We start from the raw sequence: 20441 nt of genomic DNA on the forward strand, positions 1-20441 counted from the left end.
GGTCAAATCCTCACTGAACCGCGACTGCAGGCGTGTTCCACAACACGACCGCAGCGGTCACCAGCAAATTGATCAGGGTCAGTGGCAGGCAGAATTTCCAGCTGAAATCCATCACTTGGTCATAACGCGGACGCGGAATGGAAGCGCGCAGCAGGATGAACAGCATGATGAAGAACGCGGTCTTCAGTGCGAACCAGACGAACGCCAGTTGCGGCAAGATGCCGAACGGACCGTGCCAGCCACCGAAGAACAGGGTGACCAGCAGCGCCGAGATCAGGATGATGCCGATGTATTCACCGACGAAGAACATGCCCCATTTCATACCGGCGTATTCAATGTGGTAACCGTCGGCCAGTTCCTGTTCCGCTTCCGGCTGGTCGAACGGGTGACGGTGAGTCACGGCGACGCCAGCGATGAAGAAGGTACAGAAGCCGAAGAACTGCGGAATGATGAACCACAGGTTCTGCGCCTGGTACTCGACGATGTCGCGCATGTTGAACGAGCCGACCTGGACCACGATGCCCATCAGGGCCAGGCCCATGAACACTTCGTAGGACACGGTCTGCGCCGATGCACGCAAGCTGCCGAGCAGGGCGAACTTGTTGTTACTCGACCAGCCGGCGAACAACACCGCGTAGACCGACAGACCGGCCATGGCGAAGAAGAACAGCAGGCCGATGTTCAGATCCGCGACGCCCCAGGTCGGGGTGATCGGGATGATCGCAAAGGCGATCAGCAGGGCCGACATGGCCACCACCGGTGCCAGGGTGAAAATCACCTTGTCGGCAAACGGCGGGGTCCAGTCTTCCTTGAAGAACATCTTCAGCATGTCGGCGGCGATCTGGAACATACCGAACGGGCCAACGCGGTTCGGACCGTAACGGTCCTGCCACCAGCCCAGCAGGCGACGTTCGACAAAGCTGAGCAACGCGCCTGCGACCACCACGGCCAGCAGAATCACGATGGCTTTGACGACCGAGAGGATCACATCGATCACTTCAGGGGTGAACCAGGTCATTGCGCTGCCTCCTGCAGACCGTCGACGGATACGCCGGCGAATGCCGGTGGAATGCCGGCGATGCCCGCAGGCAATGCCACCAGACCGGCGCCCAGTTCTTCATTGATGCGCAGCGGCAGACGCAGGGTCTGGCCGGCCACGTTCAGGCTCAGCAGCGCACCGTCGTTGACGCCCAGACGATCCGCTTCCGACTTGGCCAGTGCCACGTATGGAGCTGGAATGCGCTCTTGCACCGGGGCGGCTTTCGAAGAGTTCTCTTCGCTGCCGAACAGGTGGAAGAACGGCACGGCTTGCCAGGTGCCCGGCGCCGGGTTGAACGCACGTGGCGCAGCGGCGAACCAGTTCAGCGAATCACCGGTGCTTTCGATCAGGCGGGTGCCCGGGTCGCCAGCGCGAATGTGACCACCGACTTCGTCCTGGAACTTGTTCCACGCTTGTGGCGAGTTCCAGCCCGGCGACCATGCAAATGGTACTTGCTGACGCGGTTCGGCAGAGCCCGAGTAACCTTCCATGGAGAAGGCGAACGCGGTGTCTTTGTCTTGCGGGGTGCGTGGTTCGTGAACGCTGATGTCGGCGCGCATCGCGGTGCGACCGGAGTAACGCAGCGGCTCACGCGCCAGTTTCAGACCCTTGATGCGGAACGCGGCGGACGGTGCAGCGTCGACGATGCGCGCCAGTTGCTCGGTGCTCGAAGCAACGGCAGCCGTCACGTGGTCGAGTTGCGTCCAGTCGATCGGCTGGTTCAGCAGGGTCGCGCGCAGGGCGTGCAGCCAGCGCCAGCCTTCGTGAACGAGGATGCTCGCATCCATGTATTGCGGGTCGAAAACCTGGAAGAAGCGCTGGGCGCGACCTTCCTGGCTGACCAAAGTACCGTCGCCTTCAGCGAAGCTTGCGGCTGGCAGAACCAGATGCGCGCGGTCGCTGGTAGCCGTTTTCTGATGGTCAGCAACGATCACCACTTGCGCAGCGTTCAGTGCAGCATCGACTTTGTCTTTGGCGGTGCGGGTGTACAGATCGTTTTCCAGCACAACGATCGCGTCAGCCTTACCGTCGATGACGGCTTGCAGCGCCGCGTCGACCGATTCGCCACCGAGCATGGCCAGACCGAGGCTGTTGGCTTCCGGGACGATCAGGCTGATCGAACCGTTCTTCTCGCGCAGCTTCAGCGCCTTGGCGATGTTCGCAGCGGCTTCGATCAGCGCTTTGGAGCCCAGCGAAGTACCGGCGATGATCAGCGGACGTTTTGCCGCGAGCAGGGCGTCAGCGATGCGCTTGGCCAGTTCCAGTGCTTCAGCGTCCAGACCTTCAACGGCAGGGGCGCTGGCGTCCAGAGCGTGAGCCACGGCGAAACCGATGCGCGCCAGATCGTCTGGAGCGGCGTGTACACATTCTTCAGCAATGTCGTCGAGCTTGGTTTCCGCCAGGCTGGCGATGAACAGCGGGTTCAGCGCGTGCTGACCGATGTTCTTCACCGCCGCGTCGAGCCAAGGCTGAACGCGCATGGCTTCGGCCATGTCTTCAGCTTTGCCTTTGACCGACTGACGCAGCGACAGCGCCATACGGGCGGCGGTCTGGGTCAGGTCTTCACCGAGCACGAAGATCGCGTCGTGGTCTTCGATGTCACGCATGTTCGGCACTGGCAGCGGGCTGTCTTTCAGCACTTGCAGGACCAGACGGATGCGCTCCAGTTCGGACGCTTCGATACCCGAGTAGAAGTGCTCGGCGCCGACCAGTTCGCGCAACGCGTAGTTGCTTTCGAGGCTGGCACGCGGCGAACCGATGCCGACGATGTTGCGCCCGCGCAGCAGGTCAGCAGCTTTATCCAGTGCAGCATCCAGACCGAGCTTGGTGCCGTCGGCCAGCAGTGGCTGACGTGGACGGTCGGTGCGGTTGACGTAGCCATAACCGAAACGGCCACGGTCGCACAGGAAGTACTGGTTCACCGAACCGTTGAAACGGTTTTCGATGCGACGCAGTTCGCCGTAACGCTCGCCCGGGGAGATGTTGCAACCGCTCGAGCAGCCATGGCAGATGCTCGGCGCGAACTGCATGTCCCACTTGCGGTTGTAGCGCTCGGAGTGAGTCTTGTCGGTGAACACACCGGTCGGGCAGACCTCGGTGAGGTTGCCGGAGAACTCGCTTTCGAGGGTGCCGTCTTCAACGCGACCGAAGTACACGTTGTCGTGGGCGCCGAACACACCGAGGTCGGTGCCGCCAGCGTAATCCTTGTAGAAACGCACGCAGCGGTAGCAAGCGATGCAGCGGTTCATTTCGTGGGAAATGAACGGGCCCAGTTGCTGGTTCTGGTGGGTGCGTTTGGTGAAGCGATAACGGCGCTCGTTGTGGCCGGTCATCACCGTCATGTCTTGCAGGTGGCAGTGACCGCCTTCTTCGCACACAGGGCAGTCGTGCGGGTGGTTGGTCATCAGCCATTCAACAACACTGGCGCGGAACGCCTTGGATTCTTCATCGTCGATGGAGATCCAGGTGTTGTCGGTGGCCGGGGTCATGCAGGACATGACGATGCGACCACGGGTGTCGTTCTCGTCGGTGTACTGCTTGACCGCGCACTGGCGGCAAGCCCCGACGCTACCAAGCGCGGGGTGCCAGCAGAAATAAGGGATGTCGAGGCCCAGCGACAGACATGCCTGTAACAGGTTGTCTGCCCCGTCGACTTCGAGCGCTTTGCCGTCTACGTGGATAGTGGCCATGGTTCAAAGGTCTTCGTTGGCCCGGTGTCAGCGGGCGTGGCTAATGGAATCTTGTTATTCGTCCGAATCCAGTCAGCCCCGAAAGGCGTCATCGGACGAAAGGCGAAGGGCACGGACCCTTCGCCTTTTTAAGCGTTTACGCGCCGATTACGATCGGCCTTGCCAGAGGCGGGACGGCGGCGCTGACTGGCGCGATACCGGCTTCGAACTCTGGACGGAAGTATTTGATGGCACTGCCCAACGGTTCCACGGCACCCGGTGCGTGAGCACAGAAGGTCTTGCCCGGGCCGAGGAAGTTGACCAGACCCAGCAGGGTCTCGATGTCGCCTGGCTGACCGCGACCTTGTTCGATGGCCATCAAGAGCTTGACGCTCCATGGCAGACCATCGCGGCACGGGGTGCAGAAACCGCACGACTCGCGAGCGAAGAACTGCTCCATGTTGCGCAGCAAGGAGACCATGTTGACGCTGTCATCCACCGCCATGGCCAGGCCGGTACCCATACGGGTGCCCACTTTGGCGATGCCGCCGGCGTACATCTGTGCGTCGAGATGTTCTGGCAGGAGGAAACCGGTACCGGCGCCACCTGGCTGCCAGGCCTTGAGCTTGAAGCCGTCGCGCATGCCGCCGGCGTAGTCTTCGAACAACTCGCGACCGGTGACGCCGAAAGGCAGTTCCCACAGGCCCGGGTTTTTGACCTTGCCGGAGAAGCCCATGAGCTTGGTGCCCATGTCTTCGCTGCCTTCACGCGCCAACGATTTGTACCAGTCAACGCCGTCGGCAATGATCGCCGGCACGTTGCACAGGGTTTCGACGTTGTTCACGCAGGTCGGCTTGCCCCACACGCCGACAGCGGCAGGGAAGGGCGGCTTGGAGCGCGGGTTGGCGCGGCGGCCTTCGAGGGAGTTGATCAGCGCGGTTTCTTCACCGCAGATGTAACGCCCGGCGCCGGTGTGGACGAACAGCTCGAAATCGAAGCCGCTGCCGAGAATGTTTTTACCCAGCAGGCCAGCAGCCTTGGCTTCTTCCACGGCACGGTTGAGGTGCTTGGCGGCGGTGGTGTATTCGCCGCGCAGGAAGATGTAGCCACGGTAGGTTTTCAGCGCGCGGGCACTGATCAGCATGCCTTCGATCAGCAGATGGGGCAGTTGCTCCATCAGCATGCGGTCTTTCCAGGTGTTCGGCTCCATTTCATCCGCGTTGCACAGCAGGTAGCGGATGTTGATGGATTCGTCTTTGGGCATCAGGCCCCACTTCACGCCCGTGGGGAAGCCTGCACCGCCGCGACCTTTGAGGCCGGCGTCTTTCACGGTCTGGACAATGGCGTCCTGATCCATGTCGGCGAAGGCTTTGCGCGCAGCGGCGTAACCGTTCTTGGCCTGGTATTCGTCGAGCCACACGGCTTCGCCGTCGTCACGCAGACGCCAGGTCAGTGGGTGAGTCTCGGCCGAACGCTGAATGCGGTTGGCAGGACCGAAAGATGTCAGGGTCATACGTAGCCCTCGAGCAGTTTGGCGACGCCAGCAGGCTGCACATCACCAAAAGTGTCGTCGTCGATCATCAACGCCGGTGCCTTGTCGCAGTTGCCGAGGCAGCAGACAGGCAGCAGGGTGAAACGACCGTCGGTGGTGGTCTGACCCAGGCCGATGCCCAGATTGTTCTGGATTTCGCTGACCACCGACTCGTGGCCGCCGATGTAGCAGACCATGCTGTCGCAGACGCGAATGATGTGACGGCCAACCGGCTGACGGAAAATCTGGCTGTAGAACGTCGCCACACCTTCAACGTCGCTGGCCGGGATGCCGAGGATCTCGCCGATCGCGTACAAGGCGCCATCCGGCACCCAGCCGCGTTCTTTCTGAACGATCTTCAGGGCTTCGATCGACGCCGCGCGCGGGTCTTCGTAGTGATGCAGCTCGTGCTCGATGGCCGAGCGCTCGGTTTCACTGAGGGTGAAACGGTCTGTCTGGATAAGCGTGCTGTTCATGCTTAGCGGTCCACGTCGGCCATAACGAAATCGATACTACCCAGGTACGCAATCATGTCCGCGACCATGCTGCCTTTGATCACCGAAGGGATCTGTTGCAGATGCGGGAAGCTTGGAGTGCGGATCCGGGTACGGTAGCTCATGGTGCCGCCGTCGCTCGTCAGGTAATAACTGTTGATGCCCTTGGTCGCTTCGATCATCTGGAAGGATTCGTTGGCCGGCATCACCGGGCCCCACGAAACTTGCAGGAAGTGCGTGATCAAGGTTTCGATGTGCTGCAGCGTGCGCTCTTTCGGCGGCGGCGTGGTCAGCGGGTGATCCGCCTTGTACGGGCCTTCCGGCATGTTGCGCATGCACTGGTCAATGATCTTGATGCTCTGGCGCATCTCTTCGACGCGGACCATGCAGCGGTCGTAGGCATCGCCGTTGGCAGCCAGCGGTACTTCGAACTCGAAGTTCTCGTAGCCGGAGTACGGACGCGCCTTACGCAGGTCGAAATCGCAACCGGTCGAACGCAGGCCAGCACCGGTGACGCCCCATTCCAGGGCCTCTTTGGTGTTGTACTGGGCAACGCCGATGGTACGACCCTTGAGGATGCTGTTCTGCAGGGCCGCCTTGGTGTATTCGTCGAGGCGTTTTGGCAGCCATTCAACGAAGTCTTTCACCAGTTTTTCCCAGCCGCGTGGCAGGTCGTGCGCGACGCCACCGATGCGGTACCAGGCCGGGTGCAGACGGAAACCGGTAATGGCTTCGATCACCGTGTACGCCTTCTGGCGGTCGGTGAAGGTGAAGAACACCGGAGTCATGGCGCCGACGTCCTGGATGTACGTCCCGAGGAACAGCAGGTGGCTGGTGATCCGGAAGAACTCGGCCATCATGATGCGGATGACGTCGACCTTCTCAGGCACCTTGATGCCGGCCAGCTTCTCGACCGAGAGCACGTACGGCAGGTTGTTCATCACGCCGCCGAGGTAGTCGATACGGTCGGTGTACGGGATGAAACTGTGCCAGGACTGACGCTCGGCCATCTTCTCGGCACCACGGTGGTGGTAGCCAATGTCCGGCACGCAGTCGACGATCTCTTCACCGTCCAGTTGCAGAATGATGCGGAACGCACCGTGCGCAGAAGGGTGGTTCGGGCCGAGGTTGAGGAACATGTAGTCCTCGTTCGGACCGGAACGCTTCATGCCCCAGTCTTCCGGACGGAAACGCGCGGCTTCTTCCTCAAGCTGTTGTTTGGCGAGGTTGAGGCTGTACGGATCGAATTCGGTGGCGCGCGCCGGGAAGTCCTTGCGCAGCGGGTGACCTTCCCAGGTCGGCGGCATCATGATGCGCGACAGGTGCGGGTGACCTTTGAAGTCGATACCGAACATGTCCCAGACTTCACGCTCGTACCAGTTGGCGTTCGGCCAGATGCTGGTGACGGTCGGCAAGCTGAGGTCGCTCTCGGACAAGGCGACCTTGATCATCACGTCACTATTACGCTCGAGCGACATGAGGTGATAGAACACGGTGAACTCGGCGTCCGATGGCAGCCCTTGACGCTTGGTGCGCAGACGCTCGTCCACGCCGTGCAGGTCATAGAGCATGACGTACGGCTTGGGCAGGTTACGCAGGAAAGTCAGGACTTCGACGAGTCTGGCACGCGCCACCCACAGCACCGGCATGCCGGTGCGGGTCGGCTGGGCGGTGAACGCCTCCGGGCCAAAACGGTTGTTCAATTCAACGACCACATCCTGGTCGTCTGCCTTATAAGGCGGGATGTACAGAGCGCTGCCTGTAGTCATGGTTATTTTTTCGCTTTCGGTCAACGTAAAGAATGAAGCCAGCTTCTCGTTTCTTTTGTAAGAACAGATCTGGATCAGACTTCGTCAGGGCTGCGCAGGTTGGTGACTGCGATTCGCTGTTCGCGGCGCTGTTCCTTCTGCGAAGGCATGTCGGCGCGATAAACGCCTTGATCACCAACGACCCAGGAAAGCGGACGACGCTCCTGTCCAATCGATTCCTGCAACAGCATCAAGCCTTGCAGAAATGCTTCCGGACGGGGCGGGCAGCCAGGTACGTAGACGTCCACGGGCAGGAACTTGTCCACCCCTTGAACCACAGAGTAGATGTCGTACATGCCGCCGGAGTTAGCGCACGAACCCATGGAGATAACCCACTTCGGCTCGAGCATCTGCTCGTAGAGACGCTGGATGATCGGCGCCATCTTGATGAAGCAGGTACCGGCGATAACCATGAAGTCGGCCTGACGCGGCGATGCCCGGATCACTTCGGCGCCAAAGCGCGCGATGTCGTGGGGCGCCGTGAAGGCGGTGGTCATTTCCACGTAGCAGCACGACAAACCGAAGTTGTACGGCCACAGGGAGTTCTTACGTCCCCAGTTGACCGCGCCACTCAGCACGTCTTCCAGCTTGCCCATGAAAATGTTTTTGTGAACTTGATCTTCTAACGGATCGGAAACGGTTTCCCGTTCGCCAATCGGATATTGCTCGTTAGGAGCATCGGGGTCGATCCTGGTGAGATTGTATTGCATTGCCAAAGCCTCATTGTTTCAGCTTCGCCTGCCGCTTGCGACGAGCTTCCGGAGCCCAGTCAAGGGCGCCCACTCGGAACAGGTAGACAAGACCTGCCAACAGAATTGCTATGAAAACGAGAGCTTCGACGAATCCGGTCCAGCCGCTTTCGCGGACGGACACAGACCATGCAAAGAGAAAGAGGGCTTCGATATCGAAGATCACGAAGAGCATCGCGACCAGATAGAATTTGGCTGAGAGCCGCAAGCGGGCGCCACCGGTAGGTAGCATGCCCGACTCGAACGGTTCGTTTTTGCTGCGGCCCCAGGCTTTTGACCCGAGGAGGCTGGAGACGCCAAGCATGAAGGCACACAGGCCGACGACACCCAGAAGGAAAATGGCAAAGCCCCAGTTGTGGGCCATGAGTCCTGTCGCTTCGGGCATGCTGGTAATCCTTAACAGAGAGCAAAGGTCTCTGAGCTTGATAAAGAAATAGGCAGTGACGATATGTCGCAGCAATCAATCGCGCTGATTTTATGGCTAAACACCCTGCAAGTAAAATTCCTATAGCGAAATTATTTATTGGAATAAGGACATAGCGCATCTCCAATGCCCTGCAGCCCATGCGTTGCGGGCATTAGGCGGGTTTATGCAAATAATGTTTTGTAGGGAATGTAACGAACATAGTTGCGTCTAAATGATAATTGATATCGTTTGAGGGTGTTTTGTAACTGTTTAACGGGATGTCAGTTGGGAGGTTGTCTTACTTGCACGTTACTGCAATTAGCGACGGCGCCCGTTTTAGCGGATTTTTCTGACGGTTGTACCGCTCTGGATCAATGTTTTGATTCGCGGCTGACGCTTTTCCTGTGGGAGCGAGCTTGCTCGCGAATGCGGTTCATCATTCGACATGGATAGTGACTGACATGACGCCTTCGCGAGCAAGCTCGCTCCCACAGGGGGGTTGTGGCGTATGGGAGATTGTCTCGGGCAAAAAAACGCCCCGAACCAGTCGGGGCGTCAGTTTTGCGGCTCTGCGGTTAGCTTTCTATACGATCCGCAAAGGCCGTTTGCTCAGCGAAGCCGAATCAGTGGAACTGTTCTTCTTCGGTCGAACCGGTCAGTGCGGTTACCGAGGACGAGCCACCTTGAATCACAGTGGTCATGTCGTCGAAGTAGCCGGTGCCCACTTCCTGCTGGTGAGCCACGAAGGTGTAACCCTTGGCGGCGTCAGCGAATTCCTGCTCCTGCAGCTTCACGTAGGCAGTCATGTCGTTGCGGGCGTAGTCGTGCGCCAGGTTGAACATGCTGTGCCACATGTTGTGAATGCCGGCCAGGGTGATGAACTGGTGCTTGTAACCCATGGCGGACAGTTCGCGCTGGAACTTGGCGATGGTCGCGTCGTCGAGGTTTTTCTTCCAGTTGAAGGAAGGCGAGCAGTTGTACGACAGCAGTTGGTCCGGGTATTCCTTTTTGATCGCTTCGGCGAAGCGACGAGCCTCGTCCAGATCCGGCTTGGCAGTTTCGCACCAGATCAGGTCGGCGTATGGCGCGTAAGCCAGGCCACGGGCGATGGCTTGATCCAGGCCAGCACGAACCTTGTAGAAACCTTCCTGAGTGCGCTCGCCAGTCACGAACGGCTGGTCGTACGGGTCGCAATCGGATGTCAGCAGGTCAGCAGCGTTGGCGTCGGTACGGGCCAGGATGATGGTCGGAGTACCGGCAACGTCGGCAGCCAGGCGTGCGGCGGTCAGCTTCTGTACGGCTTCCTGAGTTGGAACCAGTACTTTACCGCCCATGTGACCGCATTTTTTCACGGAAGCCAGTTGGTCTTCGAAGTGAACGCCGGCGGCGCCTGCTTCGATCATGCTCTTCATCAGCTCGTAGGCGTTCAGCACGCCGCCGAAACCGGCTTCAGCGTCAGCCACGATCGGCGCGAAGTAGTCGATGTAGCCATCGTCGCCCGGGTTCTTGCCGGCTTTCCATTGGATCTGGTCAGCACGACGGAACGAGTTGTTGATGCGCTTGACCACGGTTGGCACCGAGTCCACCGGGTACAGCGACTGGTCCGGGTACATGGATTCTGCGGAGTTGTTGTCCGCAGCAACCTGCCAGCCCGACAGGTAGATCGCCTGGATGCCGGCTTTAACCTGCTGAACAGCCTGGCCACCGGTCAGGGCGCCCATGCAGTTGACGAAATCTTTCTCAGGACGGAAGGAAGGCTTGGCACCCTGGGTGACCAGGTTCCACAGCTTCTCGGCGCCCATTTTTGCAAAGGTGTGCTCAGGTTGAACCGAGCCACGCAGACGGACGACGTCAGCAGCGGAGTAAGTGCGTGTCACGCCTTTCCAGCGCGGGTTTTCAGCCCAGTCTTTTTCGAGGGCTGCAATTTGCTGTTCGCGTGTCAGTGCCATGGAGATAAACCTCGTCGCGTCTTTATGAAAAGTTGTTCTGCGGTGGAAAATTCCTGCGCTCGCTGACCAGAAGCTTAGGTGGTCAGGTCGGATTCGGCGGGGTAGGCGACGGGATGAACGATAGGCTCGAGGGGAAGTGAGCAGGTAGTGGCGGACTGCGGGCGCATTCGGGCGTCGTGGGCCTTTATACGGTCTACAGTGTGAAGCCGGGTTACCTAATTACGCTTCCGTCCCTCGGGACAACTTCGTTCCAGTCGGCAACCTCGTCAAACACACCTTGTGGGCGGTACAGACACGAAGCGGTTCGCGGGGTAGGTGCGAACATCGCTTCGAAGGCCCTTGCCAGGGCCTCTGATTAGCGGGAGCGAGGCCATCATGCCTTCGCTTTTTTACCCCGTCAAACGTTTTGTAGTGCTTTTTTTCAAGCACTACATCTTTCGTCTAATACGACTAATCAGTCAGTTTTCGGTGCTTTAGTCCAGGGCGTCGACTTTGACCCGCAAGGTCATGTCATCCCGGCCTTGAGTCGAGTAGCTGCGGGTCAGGCCCTGTTTGTCGGCCTGAGTCTGGCGATTCACGCCGGCGAGGGTGATCCACTCGCCGAGGCGCCCGCTGACAGTTGTGTCGGTGCTTTGCACGTTCACTACATCGGGACGTTCCTGGCTCATGCGGTCACGGTTGGTACTGATCGCCAGGTGAACGATGTCGCCGGTGACGCTGGCGGTGACGTAGAAACCCTGGGTGACGTTGCGGTATTGGGTCTGGCTGCTGTAATCGCCATAGGAGTTGGTCTGGCTGCTGGTGATCGGCACACTTTGACCGACTTGAATCAGCGCCGGCATGCCGTCGGTGGCCTGCACCTGCTGCACGCCGCCGTCGCGACTGGCGGTGCTGCGGCTGATGATGCGGGTCTGGTTCGGCTGGGCGCCGTTGACCGAATAACCTTCGTCGCCACGGCCATTGTTTTCATTGGTGTCGACGGTGATCAGCAGACGCTTGGGCGCCGTGTCCAATTGGGTGATCAGCGCCTTGAGCTCCTGGATCTTGTCCGGCTCAGCCTTGATGATCAGTTGGTTGCCATAGGCACTGACCTGACCGTCCTTGCCGAGGAAGTCTTGCGCCATCGGCAGCATTTCAGTACTGGTGCGGTAATTGAGGGGCACGATTTCTGTGGCTGCCATCACCGAAAAACTGCAACCGAGCAGCAGGGTGGTGAGCAGGGTGCGTAGGGACATGTCCGTTATCTCCGCTTTCGAAAGGCTTGATATTGCCAGTTTGTCGGCCTTGGGTGGGGCAAGTTGAATCGTAGACAGCAAAACGCCCCGGCATCGGTTGATGTCGGGGCGTTTTGTGGTGTTCTCGAGGGCCTCTTCGCGAGCAGGCTCGCTCCCACATTGGATCTCTGTCTGACACAAAAATCGTGTCCGCAGGAGATCCCCTGTGGGAGTGAGCCTGCTCGCGAAGGCCGCGCCGCCGTCTTAAGCCGAATGCCGAACCATGTCGACATGCGGAATCCCGGCTTCGAGGAATTCCTCGCTGATCAGGCTGAAGCCGAGGCGCTCATAGAACGCCGTGGCCTGCACCTGAGCGCTGAGCATTTGCTGCTTCAGGCCGCGTTCTTCCGCTTCAGCAATCACCGCTTGCATCAGCGCATCACCCACCTTCATCCCGCGCCAGTCTTTCAGTACCGAAACGCGGCCAATGTGCCCGTCAGGCAGCAGGCGCGCAGTACCAATCGGAAAGTCGCCTTCAAACGCCAGAAAATGCACGGCGGTCGCATCGTCCGCGTCCCATTCCAGCTCAGGTGGCACCGATTGCTCGGCGATGAACACCGTTTCACGAATGCGCCGGATCTCGGCGATGTCCTTCTGCCAGTCTGCGACACGTACGCGAATCTTATTCATCGGCGAACCCCAGGCTCCCTTGCTTGACCAACTGGCACAGCAGGCCGCAAGCGTCTTCGTCGTTCAGCCACTCACCGAGGTTGTCGGTGTGCAGGGCGTCGGCGGCGCAGATCAGCTTCAGCAGTTCGCGCAGCTTGCCCGGCAGGTAACGGCTCTGGCCGCTGGCGAACAGCAGCAGGTCGTCATCGACTTCCGACCAGGCCAGGCGCGCACTTGGGTTGCGGATCAGAATGGCGCCATCCTGCAGCGCAGCGAGGAAATCTTCTTCTTCGATTTCTTCCGGGCCGGCCACCAGTTCCGGGTAGCGCGGCTCGGTCATGTACTGGCCGAACCAGGTCAGCAGCAGGCGCTCGTCGCTCATGTGTTCGGCGAGCAGGGCTTTCAGGCGATCCAGTGCGTCGTGCTGAATCTGGTGTGGATCGGCTGCAGGCTGTGCGTCGGCGTCGGTGTAGCGCTCTTCATCAGTCAGGAACTGGCTGAGGAAGTCGGTGAAGTGAGTCAGCACTTCGGAAGCGCTTGGTGCGCGGAAACCGACCGAGTAGGTCATGCAGTTGTCGACCGCGACACCGCAGTGCGCCAAGCGCGGCGGCAGGTAGAGCATGTCGCCCGGTTCCAGTACCCATTCTTCGGTCTCGTGGAATTCAGCGAGGATGCGCAGGTCTGCGTGTTGCAGCAGCGGGCTCTCGGAATCGCACATCTGGCCGATTTTCCAGTTGCGCTTGCCGTGGCCTTGCAGCAGGAACACGTCGTAGTTATCGAAGTGCGGACCGACGCTGCCACCCGGGGCGGCGAAGCTGATCATCACGTCGTCGACGCGCCAGCTCGGCAGGAAACGGAAGTTTTCCAGCAGCTCGCTGACTTCCGGCACGAATTGGTCGACCGCTTGCACCAGCAGGGTCCACTCTTTTTCCGGCAGTTTGCTGAATTCGTCTTCAGCGAACGGGCCGCGACGCAGTTCCCATGGGCGCTCGCCATGCTCGATCACCAGGCGCGATTCGACTTCTTCTTCCAGGGCCAGGCCGGCCAGTTCGTCGGCGTCGATCGGGCTTTCGAAGTCAGGAATCGCCTGACGGATCAGCAGTGGCTTTTTCTGCCAGTAGTCGCGCAGGAATTCGCGTGCTGTGAGGCCGCCCAGAAGTTGAAGAGGAATATCGGAATTCATATGTAACCTATTGAAAAAAATCACTTTTCAGACGGGAATAAAAACGCCCGGCGCGGCCGGGCGTCTCAAACGGATCAAGCGGTCGATCAGATGCGTTTGGCTTGCGCTACAGCGTTGCCGATGTAGTTGGCCGGGGTCAGTTGCTTGAGCTCGGCTTTCGCTTCGGCAGGCATGTCCAGACCATCGATGAAAGTCTGCAACGCTTCAGGGCTGATGCCTTTGCCGCGGGTCAGTTCTTTCAGCTTCTCGTACGGGTTTTCGATGTTGTAGCGGCGCATCACGGTCTGGATCGGCTCGGCCAATACTTCCCAGCAAGCGTCGAGGTCAGCGGCAATCTTCTGCTCGTTGAGCTCCAGTTTGCTGATGCCTTTGAGGCTGGCCTCGTAGGCGATCACGCTGTGGGCGAAGCCGACACCGAGGTTACGCAGTACGGTGGAGTCGGTCAGGTCGCGCTGCCAGCGGGAGATCGGCAGTTTGCTCGCCAGGTGCTGGAACAGTGCGTTGGCGATGCCCAGGTTGCCTTCGGAGTTTTCGAAGTCGATCGGGTTGACCTTGTGCGGCATGGTCGACGAACCGATTTCGCCAGCGATGGTGCGCTGCTTGAAATAACCCAGGGAGATGTAGCCCCAGATGTCACGGTCGAAGTCGATCAGGATGGTGTTGAAGCGCGCGATCGCGTCGAACAGCTCGGCGATGTAGTCGTGCGGTTCGATCTGCGTGGTGTACGGGTTGAAGCCCAGGCCCAGCTCGTCTTCGATGAAGGCGCGGGCGTTGGCTTCCCAGTCGATCTGCGGGTAGGCCGACAGGTGGGCGTTGTAGTTGCCGACAGCGCCGTTGATCTTGCCCAGCAGCGGTACGGCAGCGACCTGAGCGATCTGACGCTCGAGACGGTAAACCACGTTCGCCAGCTCTTTACCCAGAGTGGTTGGCGAGGCTGGTTGACCGTGGGTGCGCGACAGCATTGGCACGTCAGCGAAACGGATGGCCAGTTCGCGGATGGCGTTGGCGGTCTGGCGCATCAGCGGCAGCATCACGTCGTCACGGCCTTCGCGCAGCATCAGGGCGTGGGACAGGTTGTTGATGTCTTCGCTGGTGCAGGCAAAGTGGATGAACTCGCTGACCTTGGCCAGCTCCGGCAGCTTGGCCGCCTGCTCTTTGAGCAGGTATTCGATCGCTTTGACGTCGTGGTTGGTGGTGCGCTCGATCTCTTTGACGCGCTCGGCGTGCTCCAGCGAGAAGTTTTCAGCCAGTTCATTGAGAACGGCGTTGGCCTCGGCGGAGAAGGCTGGCACTTCAGGGATACCAGCGTGGGCGGCCAGGCGCTGGAGCCAGCGCACTTCAACCAGAACACGGGCACGGATCAGGCCGTACTCGCTGAAAATCGGGCGCAGGGCCTGGGTTTTGCCGGCGTAGCGGCCGTCAACAGGGGAAACCGCAGTGAGCGAAGAAAGCTGCATGGGGTGTTCTCGGACAGTCGGGCAACGAAATGGGGCGCGTATCATACATGAAAAAATCCGCCGGTCCGTTGCCAACTGACCGGCGTATTACGCGTTACAGACTACAAAGCTTTTATTGCGCGGCGATTTACTCGCTGCGCATCAACGGATACAGCTCTTTGAGCAGCTTGCGCCGGCTGATCACCAACTGCCAGCGATGGCCGCCGAGCTGCCGCCACAGGCGCGCTGAACGAATGCCGGCGAGGAGCAGGGCGCGAATCTTCGAGGCGTTGCTTGGCTGCTGCAGATTGCGCATGTCGCCATGCACCTGAATGCGTTGGCGCAAGGTGCTCAGGGTGTCCTGGTACAGCGCGCCGCAAGCCGCGACCACGTTTTCGTGGGCCGGGCCGAAATGCTCGACTTGCGACTGGATCTGCGGCAAGCGCTTGCCGATGATGTCGAGCATGTCGTTGCGCTTGGCCAGTTGACGTTCCAGGCCGAGCATCGACAGGGCATAACGCAGCGGCTCGCGTTGCAGCGTGCTCGGGTCGCGTTCAAGGGCGCCAATCAGTGCACGGTAACCTTCGCGCAAATTGATGTCGTCGCCGCCGTATACGTCCAGCGTGTCCTTCGGGTCGCGCACGAGCAGGCTGCCGAGCATGCAGCTCAGGCCGGCCTCGCTGGTCTGGCCGGTCTTGGCGATCCGGTCGACCAGCACGGCGGCGAGAAACACGCCGCCGAGCGCCGTCAGTTGCTCCTGAGTCGGGCTCATGCCTGGCCGCTCCACGGCTCGGCCACTTCGATCACGCCGCCACCGAGACAGATTTCACCGTCGTAGAACACCACCGATTGGCCCGGCGTCACCGCGCGTTGCGGCTCGTCGAACACGGCGCGGTAGCCGCTGGCGGCTTTTTCCAGGGTGCAGGCTTGATCGCTCTGGCGATAACGCACTTTCGCGGTCAGGCGCAGCGGCTGGCTCAGGTCGATCGGGTTGACCCAATAGATTTCCGAAGCGAGCAGGGCGCTGGAAAACAGCCACGGATGGTTGTTGCCCTGGCCGACGATCAGCTCGTTGCTGTCCAGGTCCTTGCGCAGCACGTACCACGGCTCGTCACCGGCATCTTTCAAACCGCCGATGCCCAGACCTTGGCGCTGACCGATGGTGTGGTACATCAAACCGTGGTGGCGACCGATGACTTCGCCTTCGGTGGTTTTGATTTCGCCCGGTTGCGCCGGCAGGTATTGCTTGAGGAAGTCGCTGAAGCGCCGCTCGCCGATGAAGCAGATCCCGGTGGAGTCCTTCTTCTTGGCGGTGGCCAGCTCGTATTTCTCGGCAATCGCACGGACTTCCGGCTTTTCCAGTTCGCCGACCGGGAACAGGGTCTTGGCGATCTGTTCGCCGCCAACGGCGTGCAGGAAATAGCTCTGATCCTTGTTCGGGTCGAGGCCCTTGAGCAGTTCGGTGCGGCCTTCGATGTCGCGGCGACGCACGTAGTGGCCGGTAGCAATCAGGTCGGCACCGAGCATCATGGCGTAATCGAGGAACGCCTTGAACTTGATTTCGCGGTTACACAGGATGTCCGGGTTCGGCGTACGGCCGGCCTTGTATTCGGCGAGGAAATGCTCGAACACGTTGTCCCAGTACTCGGCGGCGAAGTTGGCAGTGTGCAGCTTGATGCCAATCTTGTCGCAGACAGCCTGAGCATCCGCCAGGTCGTCCATGGCGGTGCAGTATTCCGTTCCGTCGTCTTCTTCCCAGTTCTTCATGAACAGGCCTTCCACCTCGTAACCCTGCTCGATCAGCAGGAGAGCGGAAACGGAAGAGTCCACGCCGCCGGACATGCCGACAATGACGCGCTTCTTGGATGTGTCAGAAGGGGCTGGATCACGCATAGGGATTCAATGAGTGTCTTGAAAAAGGACGCGATTCTAGCAGGCTCGCGGCCTCAAGGCTAAAGAGAAGGGCGGATCAGTTCGAGGCTGAAGTGATGGCCGGCCAGATAATCGTCGATGCAACGGATGATCAGCTCGCTGCGCCAGTTGTCGCGTTGAGCCATTAATTCGTCACGGGTCAGCCACTTGGCGCCGACGATGCCGTCATCGAGCTGGTAGTCGGGGTGGTGTTGCACGGCTTTGGCGCTGAAGCACACGCGCTGGTAAGTCACGCCGTTGCTCGGTGCGGTGTACAAGTAAATGCCGATCACGCCGGTAGGTTCGACGTCCCAGCCGGTTTCTTCGAGGGTCTCGCGCACGGCGGCGTCGATCAGGGTTTCGTCCGGGTCGAGATGGCCGGCGGGCTGGTTGAGCACGTTACGCCCAGCCTTGTGTTCCTCGACCATCAGGAAGCGGCCGTTGTCCTCGACGATGGTGGCGACGGTGATGTGGGGGAGCCATTCCATAGGATGTCCTCAAATATAGAATTGAAACCCAATCCCCCTGTGGGAGCGAGCCTGCTCGCGAAAGCGGTGTGTCAGTCAATGCAGATGCTGAATGATAAACCGCTTTCGTCGGAACGCCGCCCGGAGCAGGCTCGCTCCCACAGGGGAATTGTGTGAGCTCTGGAAACACAAACCCCGGCACAGGGCCGGGGTTCGTTTACAGCGCTACAACCTTAAACCAGCGCAGCAATCGCCGCGTTGAGAGTTGCGCTTGGGCGCATGGCCTTGCTGATCAGCTCGGCATTGGCGTGGTAGTAACCGCCGATGTCGACTGGCTTGCCCTGAACGGCGTTGAGCTCGGCAACGATGGTTGCTTCGTTCTCGGTCAGAGTCTTGGCCAGAGTCGCGAACTGCGCTTGCAGTGCAGCGTCTTCAGTCTGGGCAGCCAGGGCCTGGGCCCAGTACATCGCCAGATAGAAGTGGCTGCCGCGGTTGTCGATGTTGCCGACTTTGCGCGATGGCGACTTGTTGTTGTCGAGGAACTGGCCGGTGGCCTGATCCAGGGTTTTCGACAGCACCAGCGCTTTCGGGTTGTTGTAGTTCACACCCAGATGCTCAAGGGACGCTGCCAGTGCAAGGAATTCACCCAGCGAATCCCAGCGCAGGAAGTTCTCTTCAACCAGTTGCTGCACGTGCTTCGGAGCCGAACCGCCGGCGCCGGTTTCGAACAGGCCACCGCCGTTCATCAGCGGCACGATCGACAGCATCTTGGCGCTGGTGCCCAGTTCCATGATCGGGAACAGGTCGGTCAGGTAGTCGCGCAGTACGTTGCCGGTCACCGAAATGGTGTCCTTGCCTTCGCGGGTGCGCTGCAGGGTGTACTTCATGGCGTCGACCGGCGCCATGATCTGGATGTCCAGACCGGTGGTGTCGTGATCCTTCAGGTAAGCCTGAACTTTCTCGATCACTACGCCATCGTGAGCGCGCATCGGGTCCAGCCAGAAGATCGCTGGCGTGCTGCTCGCGCGAGCACGGTTGACGGCCAGTTTGACCCAGTCCTGGATCGGCGCGTCTTTGGTCTGGCACATGCGGAAGATGTCGCCGGCTTCAACAGCCTGTTCCATCAGCAGGTTGCCCTTGCTGTCGGTGACGCGAACCACGCCGTCAGCCTTGATCTGGAAAGTCTTGTCGTGCGAGCCGTACTCTTCGGCTTTCTTCGCCATCAGGCCAACGTTTGGCACGCTGCCCATGGTGGTTGGGTCGAAGGCGCCATTGGCTTTGCAATCTTCGATCACAGCCTGGTAGATGGTCGCGTAGCAACGATCCGGGATCACCGCCTTGGTGTCGTGCAGTTGACCGTCGGTGCCCCACATTTTGCCGGAGTCACGGATCATTGCCGGCATTGAGGCGTCGACGATAACGTCGCTCGGCACGTGCAGGTTGGTGATGCCTTTGTCGGAGTTGACCATTGCCAGCGATGGACGAGCGGCGTAGACGGCGGCCATGTCAGCTTCGATCTGTGCTTGCTGCTCAGCCGGCAGGGCTTTGATGCGCGCGTACAGATCGCCGATGCCGTTGTTCAGGTTGAAGCCGATCTCGGCCAGCACGTCAGCGTGCTTGGTCAGGGCGTCTTTATAGAACTCGGCAACAATCTGGCCGAACATGATCGGGTCGGAGACCTTCATCATGGTTGCTTTCAAGTGAACCGAAAGCAGCACGCCCTGGGCCTTGGCGCTGTCGATTTCAGCAGCGATGAACGCGCGCAGGGCGTTTTTGCTCATCACGGCGCAGTCGAGGATCTCGCCAGCCTGAACGGTGGTTTTTTCTTTCAGAACGGTAGCGGTACCGTCCTTGGCGATCAGCTCGATCTTCACGGCGTCAGCGGCGTCGATCAGGGCAGCTTTTTCGCTGCCGTAGAAATCGCCGGTGCTCATGTGAGCGACGTGGGATTTGGAGTCTTTGGCCCAGGCGCCCATTTTGTGCGGGTGCTTGCGCGCATAGTTCTTCACCGACAGCGGTGCACGACGGTCGGAGTTGCCTTCACGCAGAACCGGGTTCACGGCACTGCCCTTGACCTTGTCGTAACGCGCCTTGGCATCTTTGTCGGCGTCGCTGGTCACGGTTTCCGGGTAGTCCGGCAGGTTGTAACCCTGAGCTTGCAGCTCTTTGATCGCGGCTTGCAGCTGTGGCACCGAAGCGCTGATGTTCGGCAGCTTGATGATGTTGGCTTCAGGCGTAACGGCCAGGTCGCCCAGTTCGGCGAGGTGGTCGGCTACGGCTTTGTCGCCCAGTTGCTCGGGGAAGCTGGCCAGAATACGTGCTGCAAGAGAGATATCGCGGGTTTCCACGGCGATATCGGCCGAGGCGGTGTAAGCCTCGATGATCGGCAGCAGGGAATAGGTGGCGAGGGCTGGAGCTTCGTCGGTGAAGGTATAGATGATCTTCGAGCGGGTGGGCATATTCGGATTAACTCTCTCTTCTTTGCTAAAGCGTGCGCAGAAACTCGAGGGGCGCCGGGTAAGCGCGTTCGTTCAAAGTCATCCATGAACCGAATGTCGAGATTCTTCGCGGTGATGTTGGGTGCATCAGTAGAGCGTCAAGCAGTCGGACTGCGGTAACAACCCGACCAATCAGGCGGAAAGTCTCGTGCTAGAGAGGCCAGCCGTCGTGACCCTGTGGTCAGCGGGCGGCATTATACATAGGTAGCTGGCAATCTGCCGATGGTTCATATGCAACGATTCTCGTCCATTGGTCTAAAGGTCGCAGGGCGGGGTCGGGCGTAGAGTCGTCGCGAATGCTTGAGTTTGGCGCTTTTCCCTTTGCTTTCAGGCTTGTACGAAACGAGATGTAGGCGCGCCACGAACAGAGGGTTTGCGTGTTGATTTAACTGGGTTACGCTCGAACCAAGCCAGATGT

16 protein-coding genes are annotated in these 20441 nt (G+C 59.8%); all 16 read right to left on the bottom strand.

What is annotated here, in order from left to right; translation table 11 throughout:
- Positions 1 to 10: 10 nt before the first annotated feature.
- The gene (gene nuoH / locus HU754_RS11460; protein ID WP_007920179.1) at positions 11 to 1018 is read right to left on the bottom strand and encodes an NADH-quinone oxidoreductase subunit NuoH; all 1008 of its coding nucleotides are present in this window, start codon (positions 1016 to 1018) and stop codon (positions 11 to 13) included.
- Positions 1015 to 3729: an NADH-quinone oxidoreductase subunit NuoG gene (nuoG, locus tag HU754_RS11465; RefSeq protein ID WP_095124495.1), complete on the bottom strand. Its 2715-nt coding sequence runs from the start codon at positions 3727 to 3729 to the stop codon at positions 1015 to 1017. Before nuoG ends, nuoH begins: the two co-directional genes overlap by 4 nt.
- A gap of 136 nt (positions 3730 to 3865) precedes the next feature.
- Positions 3866 to 5221: an NADH-quinone oxidoreductase subunit NuoF gene (gene nuoF, locus HU754_RS11470; RefSeq protein WP_007920184.1), complete on the bottom strand. Its 1356-nt coding sequence runs from the start codon at positions 5219 to 5221 to the stop codon at positions 3866 to 3868.
- Entirely contained in the window at positions 5218 to 5715 is a 498-nt protein-coding gene (gene nuoE, locus HU754_RS11475) for an NADH-quinone oxidoreductase subunit NuoE (RefSeq protein ID WP_007920186.1), read from the bottom strand. Before nuoE ends, nuoF begins: the two co-directional genes overlap by 4 nt.
- Positions 5716 to 5717: 2 nt before the next feature.
- A complete protein-coding gene (gene nuoC, locus HU754_RS11480; protein ID WP_093434270.1) occupies positions 5718 to 7502 on the bottom strand; it encodes an NADH-quinone oxidoreductase subunit C/D in 1785 nt (594 codons plus the stop codon).
- A gap of 74 nt (positions 7503 to 7576) precedes the next feature.
- Complete coding sequence (locus HU754_RS11485) at positions 7577 to 8251, bottom strand: NuoB/complex I 20 kDa subunit family protein (protein WP_003223809.1); 675 nt, start codon at positions 8249 to 8251, stop codon at positions 7577 to 7579.
- Positions 8252 to 8261: 10 nt separating this feature from the next.
- Positions 8262 to 8675, bottom strand: coding sequence for an NADH-quinone oxidoreductase subunit A (locus tag HU754_RS11490; RefSeq protein ID WP_003223812.1), 414 nt, complete (start codon positions 8673 to 8675; stop codon positions 8262 to 8264).
- A gap of 644 nt (positions 8676 to 9319) precedes the next feature.
- A complete protein-coding gene (gene aceA, locus HU754_RS11495) occupies positions 9320 to 10645 on the bottom strand; it encodes an isocitrate lyase (RefSeq protein WP_093434273.1) in 1326 nt (441 codons plus the stop codon).
- Between the two features lie 473 nt (positions 10646 to 11118).
- On the bottom strand, positions 11119 to 11880 hold the full coding sequence (locus tag HU754_RS11500; protein ID WP_186622540.1) for a secretin N-terminal domain-containing protein: 762 nt from the start codon (positions 11878 to 11880) through the stop codon (positions 11119 to 11121).
- 243 nt (positions 11881 to 12123) lie between these two features.
- Complete coding sequence (locus HU754_RS11505; RefSeq protein WP_186622538.1) at positions 12124 to 12549, bottom strand: GNAT family N-acetyltransferase; 426 nt, start codon at positions 12547 to 12549, stop codon at positions 12124 to 12126.
- Positions 12542 to 13711: a ribosomal protein uL16 3-hydroxylase gene (locus tag HU754_RS11510; RefSeq protein WP_007920198.1), complete on the bottom strand. Its 1170-nt coding sequence runs from the start codon at positions 13709 to 13711 to the stop codon at positions 12542 to 12544. Before HU754_RS11510 ends, HU754_RS11505 begins: the two co-directional genes overlap by 8 nt.
- Positions 13712 to 13797: 86 nt before the next feature.
- On the bottom strand, positions 13798 to 15168 hold the full coding sequence (purB, locus tag HU754_RS11515; RefSeq protein ID WP_003223822.1) for an adenylosuccinate lyase: 1371 nt from the start codon (positions 15166 to 15168) through the stop codon (positions 13798 to 13800).
- 127 nt (positions 15169 to 15295) lie between these two features.
- On the bottom strand, positions 15296 to 15919 hold the full coding sequence (gene hflD / locus HU754_RS11520; protein ID WP_016987411.1) for a high frequency lysogenization protein HflD: 624 nt from the start codon (positions 15917 to 15919) through the stop codon (positions 15296 to 15298).
- Positions 15916 to 17040 carry a tRNA 2-thiouridine(34) synthase MnmA gene (gene mnmA / locus HU754_RS11525; protein WP_186622536.1) on the bottom strand — a complete coding sequence of 375 codons (1125 nt, stop codon included), beginning with the start codon at positions 17038 to 17040 and terminating at the stop codon, positions 15916 to 15918. The genes hflD and mnmA overlap by 4 nt, the downstream gene beginning before the upstream one ends.
- A gap of 59 nt (positions 17041 to 17099) precedes the next feature.
- Positions 17100 to 17546: an NUDIX hydrolase gene (locus HU754_RS11530; protein ID WP_093434285.1), complete on the bottom strand. Its 447-nt coding sequence runs from the start codon at positions 17544 to 17546 to the stop codon at positions 17100 to 17102.
- Positions 17547 to 17758: 212 nt separating this feature from the next.
- The gene (locus HU754_RS11535; RefSeq protein ID WP_186622534.1) at positions 17759 to 19984 is read right to left on the bottom strand and encodes an NADP-dependent isocitrate dehydrogenase; all 2226 of its coding nucleotides are present in this window, start codon (positions 19982 to 19984) and stop codon (positions 17759 to 17761) included.
- Positions 19985 to 20441 lie beyond the last annotated feature (457 nt).

The sequence above is a fragment of the Pseudomonas zeae genome, from assembly GCF_014268485.2.
Lineage (GTDB): Bacteria > Pseudomonadota > Gammaproteobacteria > Pseudomonadales > Pseudomonadaceae > Aquipseudomonas > Aquipseudomonas neuropathica.

What these genes read in the sequence shown, in the direction of transcription:
- nuoH (WP_007920179.1), bottom strand. Translation starts at nt 1,018, where the DNA reads ATGACCTGGTTCACCCCTGAAGTGATCGATGTGATCCTCTCGGTCGTC.
- nuoG (WP_095124495.1), bottom strand. Translation starts at nt 3,729, where the DNA reads ATGGCCACTATCCACGTAGACGGCAAAGCGCTCGAAGTCGACGGGGCA.
- nuoF (WP_007920184.1), bottom strand. Translation starts at nt 5,221, where the DNA reads ATGACCCTGACATCTTTCGGTCCTGCCAACCGCATTCAGCGTTCGGCC.
- nuoE (WP_007920186.1), bottom strand. Translation starts at nt 5,715, where the DNA reads ATGAACAGCACGCTTATCCAGACAGACCGTTTCACCCTCAGTGAAACC.
- nuoC (WP_093434270.1), bottom strand. Translation starts at nt 7,502, where the DNA reads ATGACTACAGGCAGCGCTCTGTACATCCCGCCTTATAAGGCAGACGAC.
- HU754_RS11485 (WP_003223809.1), bottom strand. Translation starts at nt 8,251, where the DNA reads ATGCAATACAATCTCACCAGGATCGACCCCGATGCTCCTAACGAGCAA.
- HU754_RS11490 (WP_003223812.1), bottom strand. Translation starts at nt 8,675, where the DNA reads ATGCCCGAAGCGACAGGACTCATGGCCCACAACTGGGGCTTTGCCATT.
- aceA (WP_093434273.1), bottom strand. Translation starts at nt 10,645, where the DNA reads ATGGCACTGACACGCGAACAGCAAATTGCAGCCCTCGAAAAAGACTGG.
- HU754_RS11500 (WP_186622540.1), bottom strand. Translation starts at nt 11,880, where the DNA reads ATGTCCCTACGCACCCTGCTCACCACCCTGCTGCTCGGTTGCAGTTTT.
- HU754_RS11505 (WP_186622538.1), bottom strand. Translation starts at nt 12,549, where the DNA reads ATGAATAAGATTCGCGTACGTGTCGCAGACTGGCAGAAGGACATCGCC.
- HU754_RS11510 (WP_007920198.1), bottom strand. Translation starts at nt 13,711, where the DNA reads ATGAATTCCGATATTCCTCTTCAACTTCTGGGCGGCCTCACAGCACGC.
- purB (WP_003223822.1), bottom strand. Translation starts at nt 15,168, where the DNA reads ATGCAGCTTTCTTCGCTCACTGCGGTTTCCCCTGTTGACGGCCGCTAC.
- hflD (WP_016987411.1), bottom strand. Translation starts at nt 15,919, where the DNA reads ATGAGCCCGACTCAGGAGCAACTGACGGCGCTCGGCGGCGTGTTTCTC.
- mnmA (WP_186622536.1), bottom strand. Translation starts at nt 17,040, where the DNA reads ATGCGTGATCCAGCCCCTTCTGACACATCCAAGAAGCGCGTCATTGTC.
- HU754_RS11530 (WP_093434285.1), bottom strand. Translation starts at nt 17,546, where the DNA reads ATGGAATGGCTCCCCCACATCACCGTCGCCACCATCGTCGAGGACAAC.
- HU754_RS11535 (WP_186622534.1), bottom strand. Translation starts at nt 19,984, where the DNA reads ATGCCCACCCGCTCGAAGATCATCTATACCTTCACCGACGAAGCTCCA.